The sequence below is a fragment of the Streptococcus parapneumoniae genome (assembly GCF_037076355.1).
In the GTDB taxonomy this organism is placed as follows: domain Bacteria; phylum Bacillota; class Bacilli; order Lactobacillales; family Streptococcaceae; genus Streptococcus; species Streptococcus parapneumoniae.
In genome coordinates, this window is record NZ_AP026968.1 from 661465 (window position 1) to 676788 (window position 15324).

General features: G+C 41.0%; 18 protein-coding genes and 1 pseudogene. 13 read left to right on the plus strand and 6 right to left on the minus strand.

The window, feature by feature from the left end:
* The first annotated feature begins 78 nt into the window (after nucleotides 1–78).
* From galE to SP4011_RS03525, 4 genes and pseudogenes are all read left to right on the plus strand, one after another.
* Nucleotides 79–1098: a UDP-glucose 4-epimerase GalE gene (gene galE, locus SP4011_RS03505; RefSeq protein ID WP_173282509.1), complete on the plus strand. Its 1020-nt coding sequence runs from the start codon at nucleotides 79–81 to the stop codon at nucleotides 1096–1098.
* Nucleotide 1099: 1 nt separating this feature from the next.
* Complete coding sequence (locus SP4011_RS11435) at nucleotides 1100–2044, plus strand: glycosyltransferase family 2 protein (RefSeq protein ID WP_419992025.1); 945 nt, start codon at nucleotides 1100–1102, stop codon at nucleotides 2042–2044.
* A gap of 163 nt (nucleotides 2045–2207) precedes the next feature.
* The gene (locus SP4011_RS03520) at nucleotides 2208–2852 is read left to right on the plus strand and encodes a hypothetical protein (protein ID WP_057487109.1); all 645 of its coding nucleotides are present in this window, start codon (nucleotides 2208–2210) and stop codon (nucleotides 2850–2852) included.
* 38 nt (nucleotides 2853–2890) lie between these two features.
* A pseudogene (locus SP4011_RS03525) lies at nucleotides 2891–2992 on the plus strand (group 2 glycosyl transferase); the annotation flags it as partial.
* 50 nt (nucleotides 2993–3042) lie between these two features.
* Here the strand turns inward: SP4011_RS03525 and SP4011_RS03530 are convergent.
* Nucleotides 3043–3249 carry a ferredoxin gene (locus SP4011_RS03530; RefSeq protein ID WP_000705155.1) on the minus strand — a complete coding sequence of 69 codons (207 nt, stop codon included), beginning with the start codon at nucleotides 3247–3249 and terminating at the stop codon, nucleotides 3043–3045.
* Between the two features lie 51 nt (nucleotides 3250–3300).
* Between SP4011_RS03530 and SP4011_RS03535 the strand changes: the two genes are divergently transcribed.
* From SP4011_RS03535 to SP4011_RS03570, 8 genes are all read left to right on the plus strand, one after another.
* Complete coding sequence (locus tag SP4011_RS03535) at nucleotides 3301–3774, plus strand: SAG1386/EF1546 family surface-associated protein (protein WP_000410179.1); 474 nt, start codon at nucleotides 3301–3303, stop codon at nucleotides 3772–3774.
* Nucleotides 3775–3782: 8 nt separating this feature from the next.
* The gene (gene cmk, locus SP4011_RS03540; protein ID WP_054364360.1) at nucleotides 3783–4454 is read left to right on the plus strand and encodes a (d)CMP kinase; all 672 of its coding nucleotides are present in this window, start codon (nucleotides 3783–3785) and stop codon (nucleotides 4452–4454) included.
* Between the two features lie 130 nt (nucleotides 4455–4584).
* Nucleotides 4585–4923, plus strand: a complete 339-nt coding sequence (locus SP4011_RS03545) for a zinc ribbon domain-containing protein YjdM (RefSeq protein ID WP_001061584.1) — start codon at nucleotides 4585–4587, stop codon at nucleotides 4921–4923.
* Nucleotides 4924–4925: 2 nt separating this feature from the next.
* A complete protein-coding gene (locus tag SP4011_RS03550) occupies nucleotides 4926–5555 on the plus strand; it encodes a Pr6Pr family membrane protein (protein ID WP_338619889.1) in 630 nt (209 codons plus the stop codon).
* Nucleotides 5556–5679: 124 nt separating this feature from the next.
* Complete coding sequence (locus SP4011_RS03555; protein ID WP_338619891.1) at nucleotides 5680–6831, plus strand: MFS transporter; 1152 nt, start codon at nucleotides 5680–5682, stop codon at nucleotides 6829–6831.
* Nucleotides 6832–6930: 99 nt separating this feature from the next.
* Nucleotides 6931–7680: a tRNA pseudouridine(38-40) synthase TruA gene (truA, locus tag SP4011_RS03560; RefSeq protein WP_125416066.1), complete on the plus strand. Its 750-nt coding sequence runs from the start codon at nucleotides 6931–6933 to the stop codon at nucleotides 7678–7680.
* Entirely contained in the window at nucleotides 7670–8434 is a 765-nt protein-coding gene (locus tag SP4011_RS03565; protein ID WP_338619895.1) for a bifunctional hydroxymethylpyrimidine kinase/phosphomethylpyrimidine kinase, read from the plus strand. Before truA ends, SP4011_RS03565 begins: the two co-directional genes overlap by 11 nt.
* Nucleotides 8421–8882, plus strand: a complete 462-nt coding sequence (locus SP4011_RS03570; RefSeq protein WP_338619897.1) for an ECF transporter S component — start codon at nucleotides 8421–8423, stop codon at nucleotides 8880–8882. The genes SP4011_RS03565 and SP4011_RS03570 overlap by 14 nt, the downstream gene beginning before the upstream one ends.
* 73 nt (nucleotides 8883–8955) lie before the next feature.
* Here SP4011_RS03570 and SP4011_RS03575 read toward each other — a convergent pair whose 3' ends face one another.
* The 5 genes from SP4011_RS03575 to SP4011_RS03595 form a co-directional block, all read right to left on the minus strand.
* Nucleotides 8956–9105, minus strand: a complete 150-nt coding sequence (locus tag SP4011_RS03575; protein WP_338619898.1) for a hypothetical protein — start codon at nucleotides 9103–9105, stop codon at nucleotides 8956–8958.
* 29 nt (nucleotides 9106–9134) lie between these two features.
* Nucleotides 9135–10217, minus strand: coding sequence for a M24 family metallopeptidase (locus SP4011_RS03580; RefSeq protein ID WP_265481942.1), 1083 nt, complete (start codon nucleotides 10215–10217; stop codon nucleotides 9135–9137).
* A 127-nt stretch (nucleotides 10218–10344) separates the two neighbouring features.
* A complete protein-coding gene (gene gatD, locus SP4011_RS03585) occupies nucleotides 10345–11127 on the minus strand; it encodes a lipid II isoglutaminyl synthase subunit GatD (protein WP_061817746.1) in 783 nt (260 codons plus the stop codon).
* Nucleotides 11127–12470, minus strand: a complete 1344-nt coding sequence (murT, locus tag SP4011_RS03590; protein WP_338619902.1) for a lipid II isoglutaminyl synthase subunit MurT — start codon at nucleotides 12468–12470, stop codon at nucleotides 11127–11129. The genes gatD and murT overlap by 1 nt, the downstream gene beginning before the upstream one ends.
* Nucleotides 12471–12568: 98 nt before the next feature.
* Nucleotides 12569–13885, minus strand: a complete 1317-nt coding sequence (locus SP4011_RS03595; protein ID WP_338619904.1) for an FAD-containing oxidoreductase — start codon at nucleotides 13883–13885, stop codon at nucleotides 12569–12571.
* A gap of 193 nt (nucleotides 13886–14078) precedes the next feature.
* Here SP4011_RS03595 and SP4011_RS03600 point away from each other — a divergent pair, with 193 nt between their 5' ends.
* Nucleotides 14079–15305, plus strand: a complete 1227-nt coding sequence (locus SP4011_RS03600) for an OFA family MFS transporter (RefSeq protein WP_101514714.1) — start codon at nucleotides 14079–14081, stop codon at nucleotides 15303–15305.
* Nucleotides 15306–15324: the final 19 nt, after the last annotated feature.

The window sequence follows — 15324 nt, forward strand, 5'->3', positions numbered from 1 at the left end:
TTAGCTTCTAGGATGGCAAATGACATTCCCTATCAAAAATGGTAAAATAAGAAAAAATCCGAGAATCGAGGAACAAAGATGCAAGAAAAGATTTTGGTAACGGGTGGAGCTGGTTTTATCGGAACCCACACTGTTATTGAGTTAATCCAAGCAGGTCATCAGGTTGTTGTGGTGGATAACCTTGTCAACAGCAATCGCAAAAGTTTAGAAGTTGTTGAGAGAATTACAGGAGTTGAAGTGCCTTTTTATGAGGCGGATATCCGTGATACAGACACCCTCAGAGACATTTTCACACAAGAAGAACCAACAGGGGTCATTCACTTTGCTGGTTTGAAGGCTGTCGGTGAATCAACACGTATCCCTCTTGCCTACTATGACAACAATATCGCTGGAACTGTTAGTCTTTTGAAGGTCATGGAAGAAAACAACTGTAAAAACATTATTTTCAGTTCTTCTGCGACAGTTTACGGAGATCCGCATACAGTGCCAATCTTGGAAGATTTCCCACTTTCAGTGACCAATCCATATGGCCGCACCAAGCTTATGCTAGAGGAAATTTTGACGGATATTTACAAGGCAGACTCAGAATGGAATGTGGTCTTGCTTCGTTACTTTAACCCAATCGGAGCCCATGAGAGTGGAGATTTGGGAGAAAATCCAAACGGTATTCCAAACAATCTCTTGCCATATGTGACTCAAGTAGCCGTTGGAAAATTAGAGCAAGTGCAAGTGTTTGGAGACGATTACGATACCGAAGACGGAACTGGTGTTCGTGACTATATCCACGTTGTTGACTTGGCTAAAGGTCACGTTGCAGCTCTGAAAAAAATCCAAAAGGGTTCAGGTCTAAACATTTATAACCTTGGAACAGGGAAAGGCTACTCAGTTCTTGAAATTATCCAAAATATGGAAAAAGCAGTGGGACGTCCAATTCCTTACCGCATTGTAGAACGTCGCCCAGGGGATATCGCAGCCTGCTATTCAGATCCTGCAAAAGCCAAAGCAGAACTAGGCTGGGAAGCAAAATTAGGCATCACCCAAATGTGTGAAGACGCATGGCGTTGGCAAAGCAAGCATCCAAATGGATTTGAAGACTAAGATGGTGATGTCAATCATTGTCCCCTGTTTAAACGAAGAGGAAGTACTTCCTCTTTTTTATCAGGCTTTGGAAACTTTACTTCCAGATTTGGGAACAGAAATCGAGTATGTCTTTGTCGATGATGGATCAAGTGATGGGACCTTGGAACTCTTAAAGGCCTATCGGGAACAAAATCCGACAGTGCATTATATTTCTTTCTCACGAAATTTTGGCAAAGAAGCAGCTCTGTATGCAGGCTTACAATATGCGACAGGAGATCTGGTGGTGGTAATGGATGCAGACCTCCAGGATCCTCCTAGTATGTTGCTTGAGATGAAAAACTTACTAGATCAGAATGAAGACTTGGACTGCGTTGGAACACGGAGAACTAGTCGGGAGGGAGAACCCTTCTTTCGCAGTTTCTGCGCCAATCTCTTTTACCGCCTTATGCAAAAAATTAGCCCAGTAGCCCTACCGTCAGGTGTCCGTGATTTTCGCATGATGAGACGGTCTGTGGTCGATGCCATTTTATCCTTGACCGAGTCTAATCGTTTTTCAAAGGGACTCTTTGCTTGGGTCGGCTTTAAAACCCACTATCTGGACTATCCAAATGTTGAAAGGCAGGCTGGTAAGACCAGTTGGAGTTTTAGGCAACTCTTTTTCTACTCTATTGAAGGGATTGTTAACTTTTCAGATTTTCCCTTGATTATAGCCTTTGTGGCTGGTCTCCTATCTTGTTTTATTTCTCTGCTTATGACCTTTTTTGTAGTAGTTCGTACCCTCATTTTGGGCAATCCGACATCAGGTTGGACCTCTCTGATGGCTGTCATTCTCTTTCTTGGAGGCATTCAACTCTTGACCATTGGGATTCTCGGCAAGTACATCAGTAAGATTTATCTAGAGACTAAAAAAAGACCACTTTATCTTATCAAAGAAAAAAGTGATGGTAGGTCAAAACAAAGATAGAATTTATCTAGCGTAGTTACTTTTTGTTTTTATAATTTTTTTACTCCGGAATTTTGGTAGTTTTTAAAGTAACTAGGGATTTGATACGATATCAAGGATTTATGTAGGAAGATTTACTGCAAAAGTGGAAACTTAAGAAATAAAAAATTAGGAGGATTATTTTATGATAAATAAAGAAGACTATTTCCAAGAAATCGATCTTATAAAGAAACAAAATTATGTAGAGGTTGAACTGTATCCTTTAGTTGCTGATATAATTAAGCCAACTTTAAGAGAGAGTTTATCAAAAAGATATGTCTTCGGAAGAAGAAAGAGTAATATGGGGCAAATATATTATGGTCTAAGTAATTTTCCTGATATAGTTATTTTGGATAAGAATTATCAAAATAAAGCCAGAAAAAGTATAGAAATTGAAGAATGGAAGAAACTTCGAGGATGCGTGGAAATTAAGAATTTAAACAATAGTTTAATTACAGAGGAAAAAATTAAATCAACCATATCGAACAGTTTGGAACATATAACTCGAGAGATGGGACAACTTATTGGAGACCTTTTATGGTATAAAAAAGTAATTTATACCAATGGAATTGAATGGAGATTTCTAAGTTTAGATGATAAGGAAGAGATAGATAACACAATTGTTGAAGTGGTTAACAAAAGAATAGAAACAGAAGAAGCGGGAAATTCTTTTGATTGGTGGAAGAATATTAAAGATTTATCATTCAATTATACGGATATATGTTTATCTAAAGATTGTAGACAAGAGTGGGACGAATTTGTAAAGAAAGTAAAGGAAATAGAATGGTAGTAGTCTATTCTCATTAAGAAATTTAGATTTTAAGTTACAGTAAAATTTATTTGGAGACCAAAAAAAGACCACTTTATCTTATCAAAGAAAAAAGTGACCTTCCTGATTTTACAGAAAAAAATAAAGTGAAAAGACTATAATTTTACATGGAAATGTGCTAAACTAGAGGGAGTGGATTATCGCCATTGATTTAGGCTTCCTGATTTCCAATCAGGGCGCGAGTTGGGCAATTTTTAACAGCCTCTAAGACATCCTGACTAGGAGAAATTTCTTTTTCCAGTTGGTCAGGGTCATCGTAAAAACGCACGATTCCATTATCGTGGTAATCAAATAAATCAGAATAAGTTTGGCAAAGTCCACAGGCGATACATCGTTCAGGTATAAGTGTGATTTTCATGTTCATATTTATATTGTAATAAGAAAAGTAAAAAAAAACAAGGAGTAGGGTATGGAAAAAGAACCGTGGCAAGAAGATATTTATGATCAAGAAGAATCAAGAGCAGAGCGTCGTAAGAGAACTCAAGGCAGAGATGTAGTGGCCAATCGTATTTTGACTATCCTAGCCAGTATTTTCTTTGTAATTGTGGTGGTGATGATCATTGTTCTTATCTATCTATCATCGGGTGGGAGTAATCGCACAGCAGCCTTGAAAGATTTTCACGATTCTGATGCAAGTGTAGCACAAGTCTCATCTTCAAGCAGTTCCCAGCCTGAGCAGAGTTCAGAGCCAGAATCTACTTCTAGTAGTTCAGAAGAAGCTGCTAATCCTGAAGGAACGATTAAAGTTCTCGCAGGAGAAGGGGAAGCAGCCATTGCAGCTCGTGCTGGGATTTCGATTGCTCAGTTAGAAGCTTTAAATCCTGGGCACATGGCTACAGGATCTTGGTTTGCTAATCCAGGTGATGTTATAAAAATAAAATAGGAGCCGATATGAAAACAATTCAAATTGCTATTGACGGTCCTGCTTCCAGTGGTAAGAGTACAGTCGCAAAGATTATTGCCAAGGATTTTGGATACACCTACCTAGATACAGGTGCCATGTATCGTGCGGCAACCTATATGGCTCTCCAAAACCAGTTAGGAGTAGAAGAAGTCGAAGCCCTTCTAGCCTTGTTGGACCAGCATCCAATTAGTTTTGGGCGTTCAGAAACTGGGGAACAGCTTGTCTTTGTAGGAGATGTGGATATTACCCATCCTATCCGTGAAAATGAAGTGACCAATCATGTTTCTGCTATTGCAGCAATTCCTCAAGTGCGTGAGAAACTGGTTTCTCTCCAACAAGAAATTGCCCAGCAAGGCGGGATTGTCATGGACGGTCGCGATATTGGGACTGTTGTATTGCCACAAGCAGAATTGAAAATTTTCCTAGTAGCTTCGGTAGATGAAAGAGCAGAGCGTCGTTACAAGGAAAATATTGCCAAGGGAATTGAAACAGACCTTGAAACTCTAAAAGAGGAAATTGCTGCGCGTGACTACAAGGATAGTCATCGTGAGACTTCGCCTCTCAAACAAGCAGAGGATGCTGTCTACCTTGATACAACTGGCTTGAACATTCAAGAAGTAGTTGAAAAAATCAAAGCAGAAGCTGAAAAAAGAATGTAAATGTAGAAAAGCCGATAGATGGATATCGGTTTTTTTCTAAATTTGTCAAAATGCTGATTTTAGGGTATAATAGTTGCTGTTCGAGAAATTTTGATTTTCAAAGAATAGTGAATGATGATAAGGAGAAACCATGAACAACCTACCAAATTGTCCAAAATGTAACTCAGAGTATGTCTACGAAGACGGTGCCCTACTGGTTTGCCCAGAGTGTGCTCATGAGTGGAATCCTGCTGAAGTTGCAGATGTAGAAGAGGGCCTTGTTGCTATTGATGCCAACGGGAATAAATTGGCTGACGGTGATACAGTAACCCTCATTAAGGATTTGAAAGTAAAAGGTGCGCCAAAAGATTTGAAACAAGGGACGCGCGTGAAAAATATCCGTATCGTAGAAGGCGACCACAATATCGACTGTAAGATTGATGGCTTCGGTGCCATGAAACTCAAATCAGAGTTTGTGAAGAAGATTTAAGTATGTCAAAACACTATAAATTTGTATTTTATAGCCGTGTCTTCTTGTTTCTAGCGGCTTTTACGGGAGTTTACCTTGAAATTACCAAGCATGGTGGTTTTGGGATGCTTCTCTATTACACGGTTCTGTCAAATCTGTTAGTAACTATTTTTACCCTCTATCTCTTAAAGGTTATGAGCCGTGTAGGTGAAAACTGGCAAAAGCCAAGTCTCTTGCGCTTAAAAGGTGGAGTCACCATGAGTATCATGATTACCTGTGTGATTTACCATTTCCTCTTGGCGCCTATTGCGACTAATTTCTATACTCTGGAAAATTTCCTTTGCCACTATATCGTTCCCCTTTGGTTTTTCGCAGATACCCTCTTTTTTGACAAACAGGGTCAATACAAGATTTGGGATCCAATTGTGTGGACGATTTTACCCTTGCTGTATATGATTTTTGCTCTTTTTAATGGCTTGGTTCTAAAACTCAATATTCCAAATGCCAAGGATAATCCTTTCCCTTACTTCTTTTTGAATGTGAACAAGGGTTGGGATGTTGTGTTTAAGTGGTGTCTGATTATCTTTGTTGCCTATATGGTAGCAGGATTTATCTTCTACTTTATTAAGCAAATCAAGAGAAAATCATCCTGAGACACAAGGGATTCATTTTCGAGTTTAAGAAGGAGTCTACAAACCAATGGGACTTCTTCTTTTCTTGCTTGTTTGATAACGATCAAAAAAGTAGAAGATTAAGAGAAAGATAGAAAGAGATTTCATGAAACAATTTTTAGAACGGGCCAGTATTTTGGCTCTCTCCCTCGTTTTGATTACCTCCTTTTCGATTTCAAGTGCCCTGCCAGCCATGTTTGACTATTATCAAGGCTATCCTAAGGAACAAATTGAGCTCTTGGCTAGCTTGCCTTCCTTTGGAATCATGATGATGTTATTACTAAATGGTTTTTTAGAAAAAATATTCACTGAGCGCTTACAGATTAGTTTGGGCTTGCTGATTTTATCACTGAGCGGGACGGCTCCCTTTTGGTATCAAGCCTATCCCTTTGTCTTTGGAACACGGATTCTTTTTGGCCTGGGAGTTGGGATGATCAATGCCAAGGCCATTTCTATTATCAGTGAACGCTATCAAGGAAAAACGCGAATTCAAATGTTAGGGCTACGCGGTTCTGCAGAGGTCGTTGGGGCTTCTCTCATTACCTTGGCAGTCGGCCAATTGTTGGCCTTTGGTTGGACAGCTACCTTCCTAGCCTATAGTGCTGGATTTTTGGTGTTGACCCTTTATTTGCTCTTTGTCCCTTATGGAAAATCAAAGAAAGAAGTCAAGAAAAAAGCGAAGGATGCAAGTCGTTTAACTCGTGAAATGAAAGGCTTGATTTTTACTCTAGCTATTGAAGCGGCAGTTGTAGTTTGTACCAATACAGCTATTACCATCCGTATTCCAAGTTTGATGGTGGAAAGAGGACTTGGGGATGCCCAGTTATCTAGTTTTGTCCTTAGTGTCATGCAGTTGATCGGGATTGTGGCTGGGGTGAGTTTTTCTTTCTTGATTTCTATCTTTAAAGAGAAACTGCTCCTCTGGTCCGGTATTACCTTTGGTTTGGGGCAAATTGTGATTGCCTTATCTCCATCCTTGTGGGTGGTAGTAGCAGGAAGTATTCTGGCTGGTTTTGCCTACAGTGTAGCCTTGACGACGGTCTTTCAACTTGTTTCTGAAAGAATTCCAGCCAAACTCCTCAATCAAGCAACCTCATTTGCTGTTTTAGGCTGTAGTTTCGGAGCCTTTACGACCCCATTCATTCTAGGTGCGATTGGCTTGATGACTCACAATGGGATGTTGGTCTTTGCCATCTTAGGATCCTGGTTGATTGTAACCTCTATCTTTGTCATGTACCTACTTCAAAAGAGAGCTTAGGATTGGTTTCCTAAGTTTTTCTTTTCGAAAATATTGTACCCGGACAGATTTAAATTTTGTAGCTTGTTTACAGACTATTTTCTTGATAAAATAGAGGTTATGACGAGATATAAAGCAACTATTTCCTATGATGGTTATGCCTTTGCTGGTTTTCAGCGCCAGCCTCATGCGCGTAGCGTTCAGGAAGAAATTGAAAAAACCTTGACCAGGTTAAATAAAGGGCAAGCCATTACTGTTCACGGTGCTGGTAGGACTGATAGTGGGGTTCATGCTTTGGGACAGGTTATTCATTTTGACCTGCCTTATCAGATGGATGAGGAGAAGCTCCGTTTTGCTTTGGATACCCAGTCCCCTGAAGATATTGATGTGATTTCGATTGAGCTTGTGGCAGATGATTTTCATTGCCGTTATGCCAAGCATAGCAAGACTTATGAGTTTATTGTGGATAGAGGACGTCCCAAGAATCCTATGCGCCGTCACTATGCCACTCACTTTCCCTACCCACTCGATGTGGAACGCATGCAGATTGCAATCAAAAAGCTAGAAGGAACCCATGATTTCACTGGCTTTACAGCCTCTGGGACTAGTGTAGAAGATAAGGTTCGCACTATTACAGAAGCTAGCCTTAGGGTGGATGAGACAGGCCAGTTTTTGACCTTTACCTTTTCAGGAAATGGTTTCTTGTATAAGCAGATTCGCAATATGGTGGGGACGCTACTCAAAATTGGCAATAACCGCATGCCAGTAGAGCAGATTGACCTCATCTTGGAGAAAAAGGACAGGCAGCTTGCAGGTCCCACTGCAGCACCAAATGGTTTATATTTAAAGGAGATTCGTTATGAAGAATAATCGTATTTTAGCACTTTCTGGAAATGATATTTTTAGTGGTGGTGGTTTGTCAGCTGATTTGGCTACCTATACCTTGAACGGCTTGCATGGCTTTGTAGCAGTGACTTGTTTGACAGCCTTGACAGAAAAAGGATTTGAAGTCTTTCCAACTGACGATGTCATTTTTCAATATGAATTAGATAGCTTGCGTGATGTGGAATTTGCAGGGATTAAGATTGGTCTTCTACCAACTGTCAGTGTGGCTGAGAAGGCCTTGGACTTTATCAAACAACGCCCAGGAGTACCTGTGGTGTTGGATCCTGTCTTGGTCTGCAAGGAAACGCATGATGTAGCTGTCAGTGAGCTCTGCCAAGAGTTGATTCGCTTTTTCCCTTATGTCAGTGTGATTACGCCTAACCTCCCAGAAGCAGAATTATTAGCAGATCAAGAGATTAAAACCCTTGAAGATATGAAAACTGCAGCACAGAAATTGCATGACTTAGGAGCGCCAGCAGTCATTATCAAGGGAGGCAATCGCCTTAGTCAGGATAAGGCTGTGGATGTCTTTTATGATGGACAAACCTTTACAGTCCTAGAAAATCCTGTTATCCAAGGGCAAAATGCTGGCGCAGGTTGTACCTTTGCCTCCAGCATTGCCAGTCACTTGGTTAAAGGTGATGAACTTTTGCCAGCAGTAGAAAGCTCTAAGGCTTTCGTTTATCGTGCCATTGTACAAGCAGATCAGTATGGAGTAAGACAATATGAAGCAAACTAAAACAACTAAAATTGCCATTGTATCCCTATTAACCGCCCTTTCTGTGGTTCTAGGCTATTTCTTAAAAATTCCAACACCGACAGGCATTCTAACTCTTTTAGATGCGGGTGTCTTCTTTACGGCCTTCTACTTTGGTAGTCGTGAAGGGGCTGTAGTCGGAGGACTAGCAGGTTTCTTGATTGACCTCTTATCAGGCTACCCTCAATGGATGTTCTTTAGCTTGGTCAACCATGGTTTACAGGGATTTTTCGCAGGATTTAAAGGAAAAACTCAGTGGTTAGGCCTTATCTTAGCAACGATTGCCATGGTAGGGGGTTACGCCCTAGGTTCAACTTTGATGAATGGCTGGGCTGCAGCCCTACCAGAAATCCTACCAAATTTCATGCAAAATATGGTAGGGATGATTGTAGGATTTATCCTTAGTCAAAGTATCAAGAAGATTAAGTAAAGAATCTGGATAAAAGTCTTAAAAATCAGAAAAACGCATAGTATCAGGTGTTGAAACCTTGATAGTATGCGTTTTATTGTGGGAAGATTTTATAATCTTCGAAAATCTCTTCAAACCGAGTCAACGTCGCCTTGTTGTAGATATGGTTACTGACTTCATCAGTCTTATCTACAACCTCAAAGCAGTGCTTTGAGCAACCTGCGGCTAGTTTCCTAGTTTGCACTTTGATTTTCATTGAGTATTAGATGAATATTAATCAAAATAAAGCAAGTCTTTGCTGGTACTTGTAAAGAGGTCAAAGCCATCCTTGGTAACAACACCGCAGTCTTCGATACGGACACCGACTTTACCAGGGATATAGATACCTGGTTCAACAGAGAAGCACATGCCTTCTTCGATGACCATGTCGTTTCCTTCCATGATAGATGGGAATTCATGGACATCCATACCGATACCGTGACCAAGACGGTGGTTGAAGTACTCGCCGTAACCAGCTTTTTCAATGACTTCACGGGCAGCGCGGTCCACTTCATGGGCAGTCACACCCGGCTTGATAAAGTCAAGAGCAGCCTGTTGGGCTTCGAGGGTCAAGTTGTAAATGTCTTTCTTGAATTGGTCTGGTTTACCAACAGCGACTGTACGAGTCATATCTGAAGCATAGCCGTTGACTAGAACACCAAGGTCAAAGAGGAGAAGAGCATTATTTTCAACCTTGTTTGCTGCTGGAATGCCGTGTGGATTTGCAGCATTATCACCAGTCAAGACCATGGTATCAAAACTCATTTCATAGCCTTCACGTTTCATAGCAAAGTCAATTTGGGCGATGATATCTGTTTCTGTCTTATCAAGAGAAATATTGTCAAAACCAACCTTAACAGCCTTGTCCGCATAGAGACCTGCAACCATCATTTTTTGCACTTCGTCAGCTGATTTGATGAGGCGCATGCGTTGGATACGAGGTGTGAGGTTTTCAAACTCAGCAGTTTCAAAAACGATTTTCAAGCCATGATATTTGGTCAAGATGAGATTGTCAAACTCAACAGCGACACGTTTGAAATCAAGCTGTGGAAGAGCGTGTTTCATTTTTTGCCATGGATTTTCAGAATCCACATAGCCCACAACTGGGAAGGAAACAGTGCTAGTAGCACGCTCAACTTCAAGGGCTGGGACAAAGAGGAGGGGTTCCTGATCCGCTAGGACAAAAAGGAACATCTGGCGTTCATGGGGATCACTGTAAAAGCCAGTGAGGTAATTGATTGTGACGGGGTCAGATACGACAGCGACGTCTAGTTTTTCTGATTCAAGATATGTTACGATTTGTTGTAATTTAGACATATGCTACCTTCTTTCTACCCCTCTATTTTGGCAAAAAAAGAGAGAAAATGCAAGGGAGAAGGGTAAAAGAAAAGACAAAAAGAACTCCGATAAGATAATGGAGTTCTTTGATATGTTTTTCCTTGGTTTAAGAAAAGTCAGCCTTGCTTTTGACGTCGCTATATTCTTCAGCGATTTCTTGGCTGAGAATGTCCTCATAGGCAGGGAGTTGGATGTCCTGACCATATTTCTTCTTGAGGGCTGTAGTGACTAGGCGATAAGCTAGATTGGCATTACGAGAGAGGATAGGCCCGTGGAAGTAGGAACCAAAGACATTCTTATAATGAACCCCTTCACCAATCTTTTCTTCATTGTTTCCATTTCCATAGACTACCTGTCCCAGTGGTTTTTGGTCATCTGAGAGGAAGGTACGGCCCTGGTGATTTTCAAAGCCATAGTAGGTTTCATTGAAATCTTCATTGTGAATCTTGATGTCCCCGATAAAACGGTTATTGGCCTGATTGAGCGTGTAGTGACCCATGACCCCTAGTCCTTCGATGCGTTTGCCTGAAGCTTCAACATAATATTGCCCCAATAGTTGGAAACCACCACAGATAGCCAGAACCACACCGTCGTTTTGGATGTAGTTGTCAATGCTCTCTTTTTTAGCAGGTAGATCGTCTGCAATAATACTTTGTTCAAAGTCTTGACCGCCACCGAAAAAGGCGATGTCATAGTGGTTTTCATCAAAGTCATCATGGAGAGAAACGATGTCAACCGTTACATGTGTCCCCAGTTTTTCAGCCACATACTTGAGCATGAGGATGTTTCCATTGTCCCCGTAGGTATTCATGAGGTTTCCATAGAGGTGGGCAATGTTGAGCTGATAGGGGTAATTGCCAGCTTTTGAGGAAAGTGAAGTATAAACCATTAGTTCATCTCCTTTCTAACAATTTGACGACTAGCCAGCAGTTCACGGAATTCCAGCATAGCAGTATAGGTAGCCAGGATATAGGCATGCTTGCAGTCTTGGTTCTCAATGGTCTTGAGAACTTGCTCCAGACTACTTGTTTCAGTGATTTTCTCAGCTGGATAGCCTGTTACTCGTAGACGACGAGCGATTTCAGAATGGCGAACACCGCCAGCGTTGATTTCAGGGATGTCCATGTCAGTGATTTGTTCAAAATCAGCATCCCAGATCCAGCTAGTATCAATACCGTCTGCATAGTTGGCATTGAGGAGGACAGATAGGCTAAATGGATAAGGTGCTAGTTTAATCATCTCGATAGCTTGGGTCGCACCGACTGGATTTTTAATCAAGATGAGGGTACATTCCTTATCACCGATATGGAAGGTTTCTTGGCGTCCAAAGACTGCACGGCTCTTGTCAAATCCCTGCTTGATGAGTTGCGAATCTGCACCGAGGAAACGGGCGATGGCAACTGCAGCTAGGGCGTTGTAGATATTGTAGAGTCCCCCGATTTGGATTCCGTATTCTTGGCCGTCAATGACAAAGCGAGAGCGATTGTTGGTCAACTCAACCAATTCTATCAAGCGATAGTCGAGATCAGGACGTTTACATCCACAGCCTTCACAGATATAGGCACCCAAGTTTGCATAGGTATTATGCTCATATTTGAGGATGCTTTGGCAGTCAGGACAGAGAATTCCTTCGGTATTATAGTGAGCCAGCTGGGCTGGACCTTTCTCCAAGTCAAAACCAAAATATTTTACAGGATTTGGAATAGCTGGCTTGTAGAAAAGTGGACTGTCTCCATTAAGGAGAACAGTGGCAGTAGGCACCTTACGAATGGCGTCCAAAATCATCTTGTAAGTTGTGTAAATCTCACCATAGCGGTCCATCTGGTCACGGAAGATATTGGTGATGACGAAGAGACTTGGCTGGATATAGTCACAGATACGAGAAAGACTGGCTTCGTCAATTTCTAATACTGCAATATTTTTCCCAGTTTTAGAAGATTTGGCAGTTAGGAAAGTTGTTGCAATTCCTGTAATCATGTTGGCACCGCTTGGATTGGTCAGAACTTGACCATAAACCTCTTTTAAAATACCGACAGTGAGGGCAGTTGTCAAGGTTTTTCCGTTGGTTCCAGTGACCACGACAATCTCGTAGTTCTTAGCTAGGTTTTGTAAAATATCTTTATCAAATTGAAGGGCGACTTTTCCTGGGAGCGTACTTCCACGGCCAAGACGGCTTAAAACGAAGTGGGAAGAACACCCAGCAAGAAGACCCAAAGTAGTTTTTAAGTTCATGTTTCTATTATATCACAAAAGAGGGAAAAGACAGATTTGGTGTTTCGCAGAAGTAAAAACAGCCCAAAGAGGGCTGTTCGATATGATTAAATCTCAACTTAAATCGCAAACAAGTCATTCAAGTTCTCAGCCAAGGTTGGGTGAGTGAAGATTTGTTTTGTGAAGTAAGTGTAAGGAATCTTGTTGTCCATAGCAACAGTGATGATGTTGATGATTTCTTGAGATCCTTCTGAGAAGATGCTTGCTCCAAGAATTTCTTTTGTTTCAGTATTAACCACAGCTTTGAAGGCTCCGCGAAGGTCTCCGTTTACGTGACCACGAGGCATGGCTGCAACAGGAATTTCCTTAACGGCGTATGGAAGTTTCAAATCAGCTGCTTGGCTTTCAGTCAAACCTACTTGTGAAAGTGCAGGTGTGATAAACATGGTGTTTGGTACATTGAGACGGTCTTCAAGTGTGTAGCTGCCATCTCCAGCAAGGTAGCTGTAAACAACACGGAAGTCATCAAGTGAAATGTAAGTAAATTGAAGGCCACCGTTGACATCTCCAACTGCAAAGACACCAGGAACGTTTGTTTGACAATGTTTGTCTACTTTAATAGCACCACGTTCAGTTAGTTCAATATCTGTATTTTCAAGTTGAAGTGGTTCTACGTTTGGTTTGCGTCCAGTTGCGTAAAGAAGGGCGTCGAAACGGTAAGTTTCATTTTCAGTTACGACAAGCACTTGCTCACCGTCATTTTTAATTTCAGTAGTATGGATATTTTGAAGCAATTCAATGCCATCTTCTTCCATGTATTGTTTAGCAAGAGCTGCGATGGAAGGTTCTGCACGAGGTAGGAAAGTATCCAAGGCATCTAGGACTGTAACCTTGCTTCCTAGTTTATTGTAAAGGCCAGCAAATTCAAGACCGATATTTCCGCCACCAAGGACTCCAAGTTTTTCAGGCAATTTGTCCAAGTTTTGGATACCTGTTGAGTCAAAGACGTTTTTGCTTGTAGCAAGTCCAGGGATTGGCAAGACGTTTGAAACAGCACCAGTGTTGATGACGATAGTTTCAGCAGTCAGTTCTTTCTTTTCATCACCAGCTTGGATTTCGATGACTTTATTTGAAAGGAAGTGAGCTTCCGCATCAAAGATATCTACGCCTGTACCAGCAACAGTCGCATAGTTTTTACCGTTGAGGCGACCAGTGATAGTATTTTTGGTAGCAATGACTTCTTCAAAAGACAAGCCCTTCTCAGCAGCAACTAGCAAAGTTTTAGTTGGGATACAACCAATATTGATACAAGTTCCACCGTACATAGCTTTGCTACGTTCAATGAGGGCAACTTTTTTACCAGCTGAAGCCAATTTACCTGCTAGTGTTTTACCAGCTTTACCAAATCCGATAACGATTAAATCATAAGTTAACATTTAGAGTTCCTCCTATTCGCATTTCATTCTAGCACAAGAAAAAAACTTTTGCACAATTCTGCTACGAAAAAGACAGAAAAAGATAAAAACGCTTTCCAGACAAAAAACTAGTAATTTTTTGACAAGCTTGATAAACTAAAATCCTATCTATTTTTATATAAGATAGAATAAATGTTCGAAAATAGGAGGTTTTATGAAATCGAATCGTTATATTATTGCCTTTGCTGGGGTCATTTTACACTTAATGCTGGGTTCGACTTATGCTTGGAGTGTTTATCGCAACCCTATTATTGAAAAAACGGGATGGGATCAGGCTTCTGTTGCCTTTGCCTTTAGTCTAGCAATCTTTTGTTTGGGCTTATCGGCTGCATTTATGGGGCGTTTGGTAGAAAAATTTGGTCCGAGAGTCATGGGGAGTCTATCTGCCTTTCTATACGCAGGTGGAAATATCTTAACAGGATTTGCAATAGACCGTCAGGAACTGTGGTTGTTGTATCTCGCTTATGGTATTTTAGGTGGGCTTGGTTTGGGAGCCGGCTATATTACTCCTGTGTCAACGATTATAAAATGGTTTCCTGATAAACGTGGTCTCGCAACAGGTTTAGCGATTATGGGGTTTGGTTTTGCTTCTTTATTGACTAGTCCCATAGCGCAACATCTCATCGCAGGGGTAGGGCTTGTAGAAACTTTTTATATTTTAGGTGCAAGTTACTTTATTATCATGCTCCTAGCTTCACAATTCATTAAGCGTCCAAATGAGCAAGAGCTTGCAATTTTATCTGTTTCAGGGAAAGAAAAAATAGCCTCTTTGACGCAAGGAATGGCTGCAAATCAGGCTCTGAAAAGCAATCGGTTTTATATACTTTGGATTATTTTCTTTATCAACATAGCTTGTGGTTTAGGCTTAATTTCAGCGGCATCGCCAATGGCACAGGAGATGGCTGGCTTGTCTACAAGTCATGCAGCAGTAATGGTGGGCGTTTTAGGGATTTTCAATGGGTTTGGTCGTTTGCTCTGGGCGAGTTTGTCTGACTATATCGGTCGCCCTCTAACCTTTAGTATATTACTGCTTGTCAATCTTTTCTTTTCTCTCTCACTTTGGCTCTTTACAGATTCCGTTTTATTTGTAGTCGCTATGTCTATTTTGATGACTTGCTATGGAGCTGGTTTTTCATTGATTCCAGCTTATCTCAGTGATATTTTTGGAACCAAGGAATTGGCCGCTCTGCATGGTTATATTTTAACAGCTTGGGCAATGGCTGGTTTAGCAGGACCTATTTTATTAGCAGAGACTTATAAAATGGCTCATTCTTACACACAAACCTTGTTCGTTTTTATCATTTTATATAGTATCGCCTTGGCTTTGTCTTATTATTTAGGTCGTTCAATCAAAAAGGAAAGCCAAAAACCGCTTACATGATTTTCTAGAGAAATTGGGC

What these genes read in the sequence shown, in the direction of transcription:
- galE (WP_173282509.1), top strand. Translation starts at nt 79, where the DNA reads ATGCAAGAAAAGATTTTGGTAACGGGTGGAGCTGGTTTTATCGGAACC.
- SP4011_RS11435 (WP_419992025.1), top strand. Translation starts at nt 1,100, where the DNA reads ATGGTGATGTCAATCATTGTCCCCTGTTTAAACGAAGAGGAAGTACTT.
- SP4011_RS03520 (WP_057487109.1), top strand. Translation starts at nt 2,208, where the DNA reads ATGATAAATAAAGAAGACTATTTCCAAGAAATCGATCTTATAAAGAAA.
- SP4011_RS03530 (WP_000705155.1), bottom strand. Translation starts at nt 3,249, where the DNA reads ATGAAAATCACACTTATACCTGAACGATGTATCGCCTGTGGACTTTGC.
- SP4011_RS03535 (WP_000410179.1), top strand. Translation starts at nt 3,301, where the DNA reads ATGGAAAAAGAACCGTGGCAAGAAGATATTTATGATCAAGAAGAATCA.
- cmk (WP_054364360.1), top strand. Translation starts at nt 3,783, where the DNA reads ATGAAAACAATTCAAATTGCTATTGACGGTCCTGCTTCCAGTGGTAAG.
- SP4011_RS03545 (WP_001061584.1), top strand. Translation starts at nt 4,585, where the DNA reads ATGAACAACCTACCAAATTGTCCAAAATGTAACTCAGAGTATGTCTAC.
- SP4011_RS03550 (WP_338619889.1), top strand. Translation starts at nt 4,926, where the DNA reads ATGTCAAAACACTATAAATTTGTATTTTATAGCCGTGTCTTCTTGTTT.
- SP4011_RS03555 (WP_338619891.1), top strand. Translation starts at nt 5,680, where the DNA reads ATGAAACAATTTTTAGAACGGGCCAGTATTTTGGCTCTCTCCCTCGTT.
- truA (WP_125416066.1), top strand. Translation starts at nt 6,931, where the DNA reads ATGACGAGATATAAAGCAACTATTTCCTATGATGGTTATGCCTTTGCT.
- SP4011_RS03565 (WP_338619895.1), top strand. Translation starts at nt 7,670, where the DNA reads ATGAAGAATAATCGTATTTTAGCACTTTCTGGAAATGATATTTTTAGT.
- SP4011_RS03570 (WP_338619897.1), top strand. Translation starts at nt 8,421, where the DNA reads ATGAAGCAAACTAAAACAACTAAAATTGCCATTGTATCCCTATTAACC.
- SP4011_RS03580 (WP_265481942.1), bottom strand. Translation starts at nt 10,217, where the DNA reads ATGTCTAAATTACAACAAATCGTAACATATCTTGAATCAGAAAAACTA.
- gatD (WP_061817746.1), bottom strand. Translation starts at nt 11,127, where the DNA reads ATGGTTTATACTTCACTTTCCTCAAAAGCTGGCAATTACCCCTATCAG.
- murT (WP_338619902.1), bottom strand. Translation starts at nt 12,470, where the DNA reads ATGAACTTAAAAACTACTTTGGGTCTTCTTGCTGGGTGTTCTTCCCAC.
- SP4011_RS03595 (WP_338619904.1), bottom strand. Translation starts at nt 13,885, where the DNA reads ATGTTAACTTATGATTTAATCGTTATCGGATTTGGTAAAGCTGGTAAA.
- SP4011_RS03600 (WP_101514714.1), top strand. Translation starts at nt 14,079, where the DNA reads ATGAAATCGAATCGTTATATTATTGCCTTTGCTGGGGTCATTTTACAC.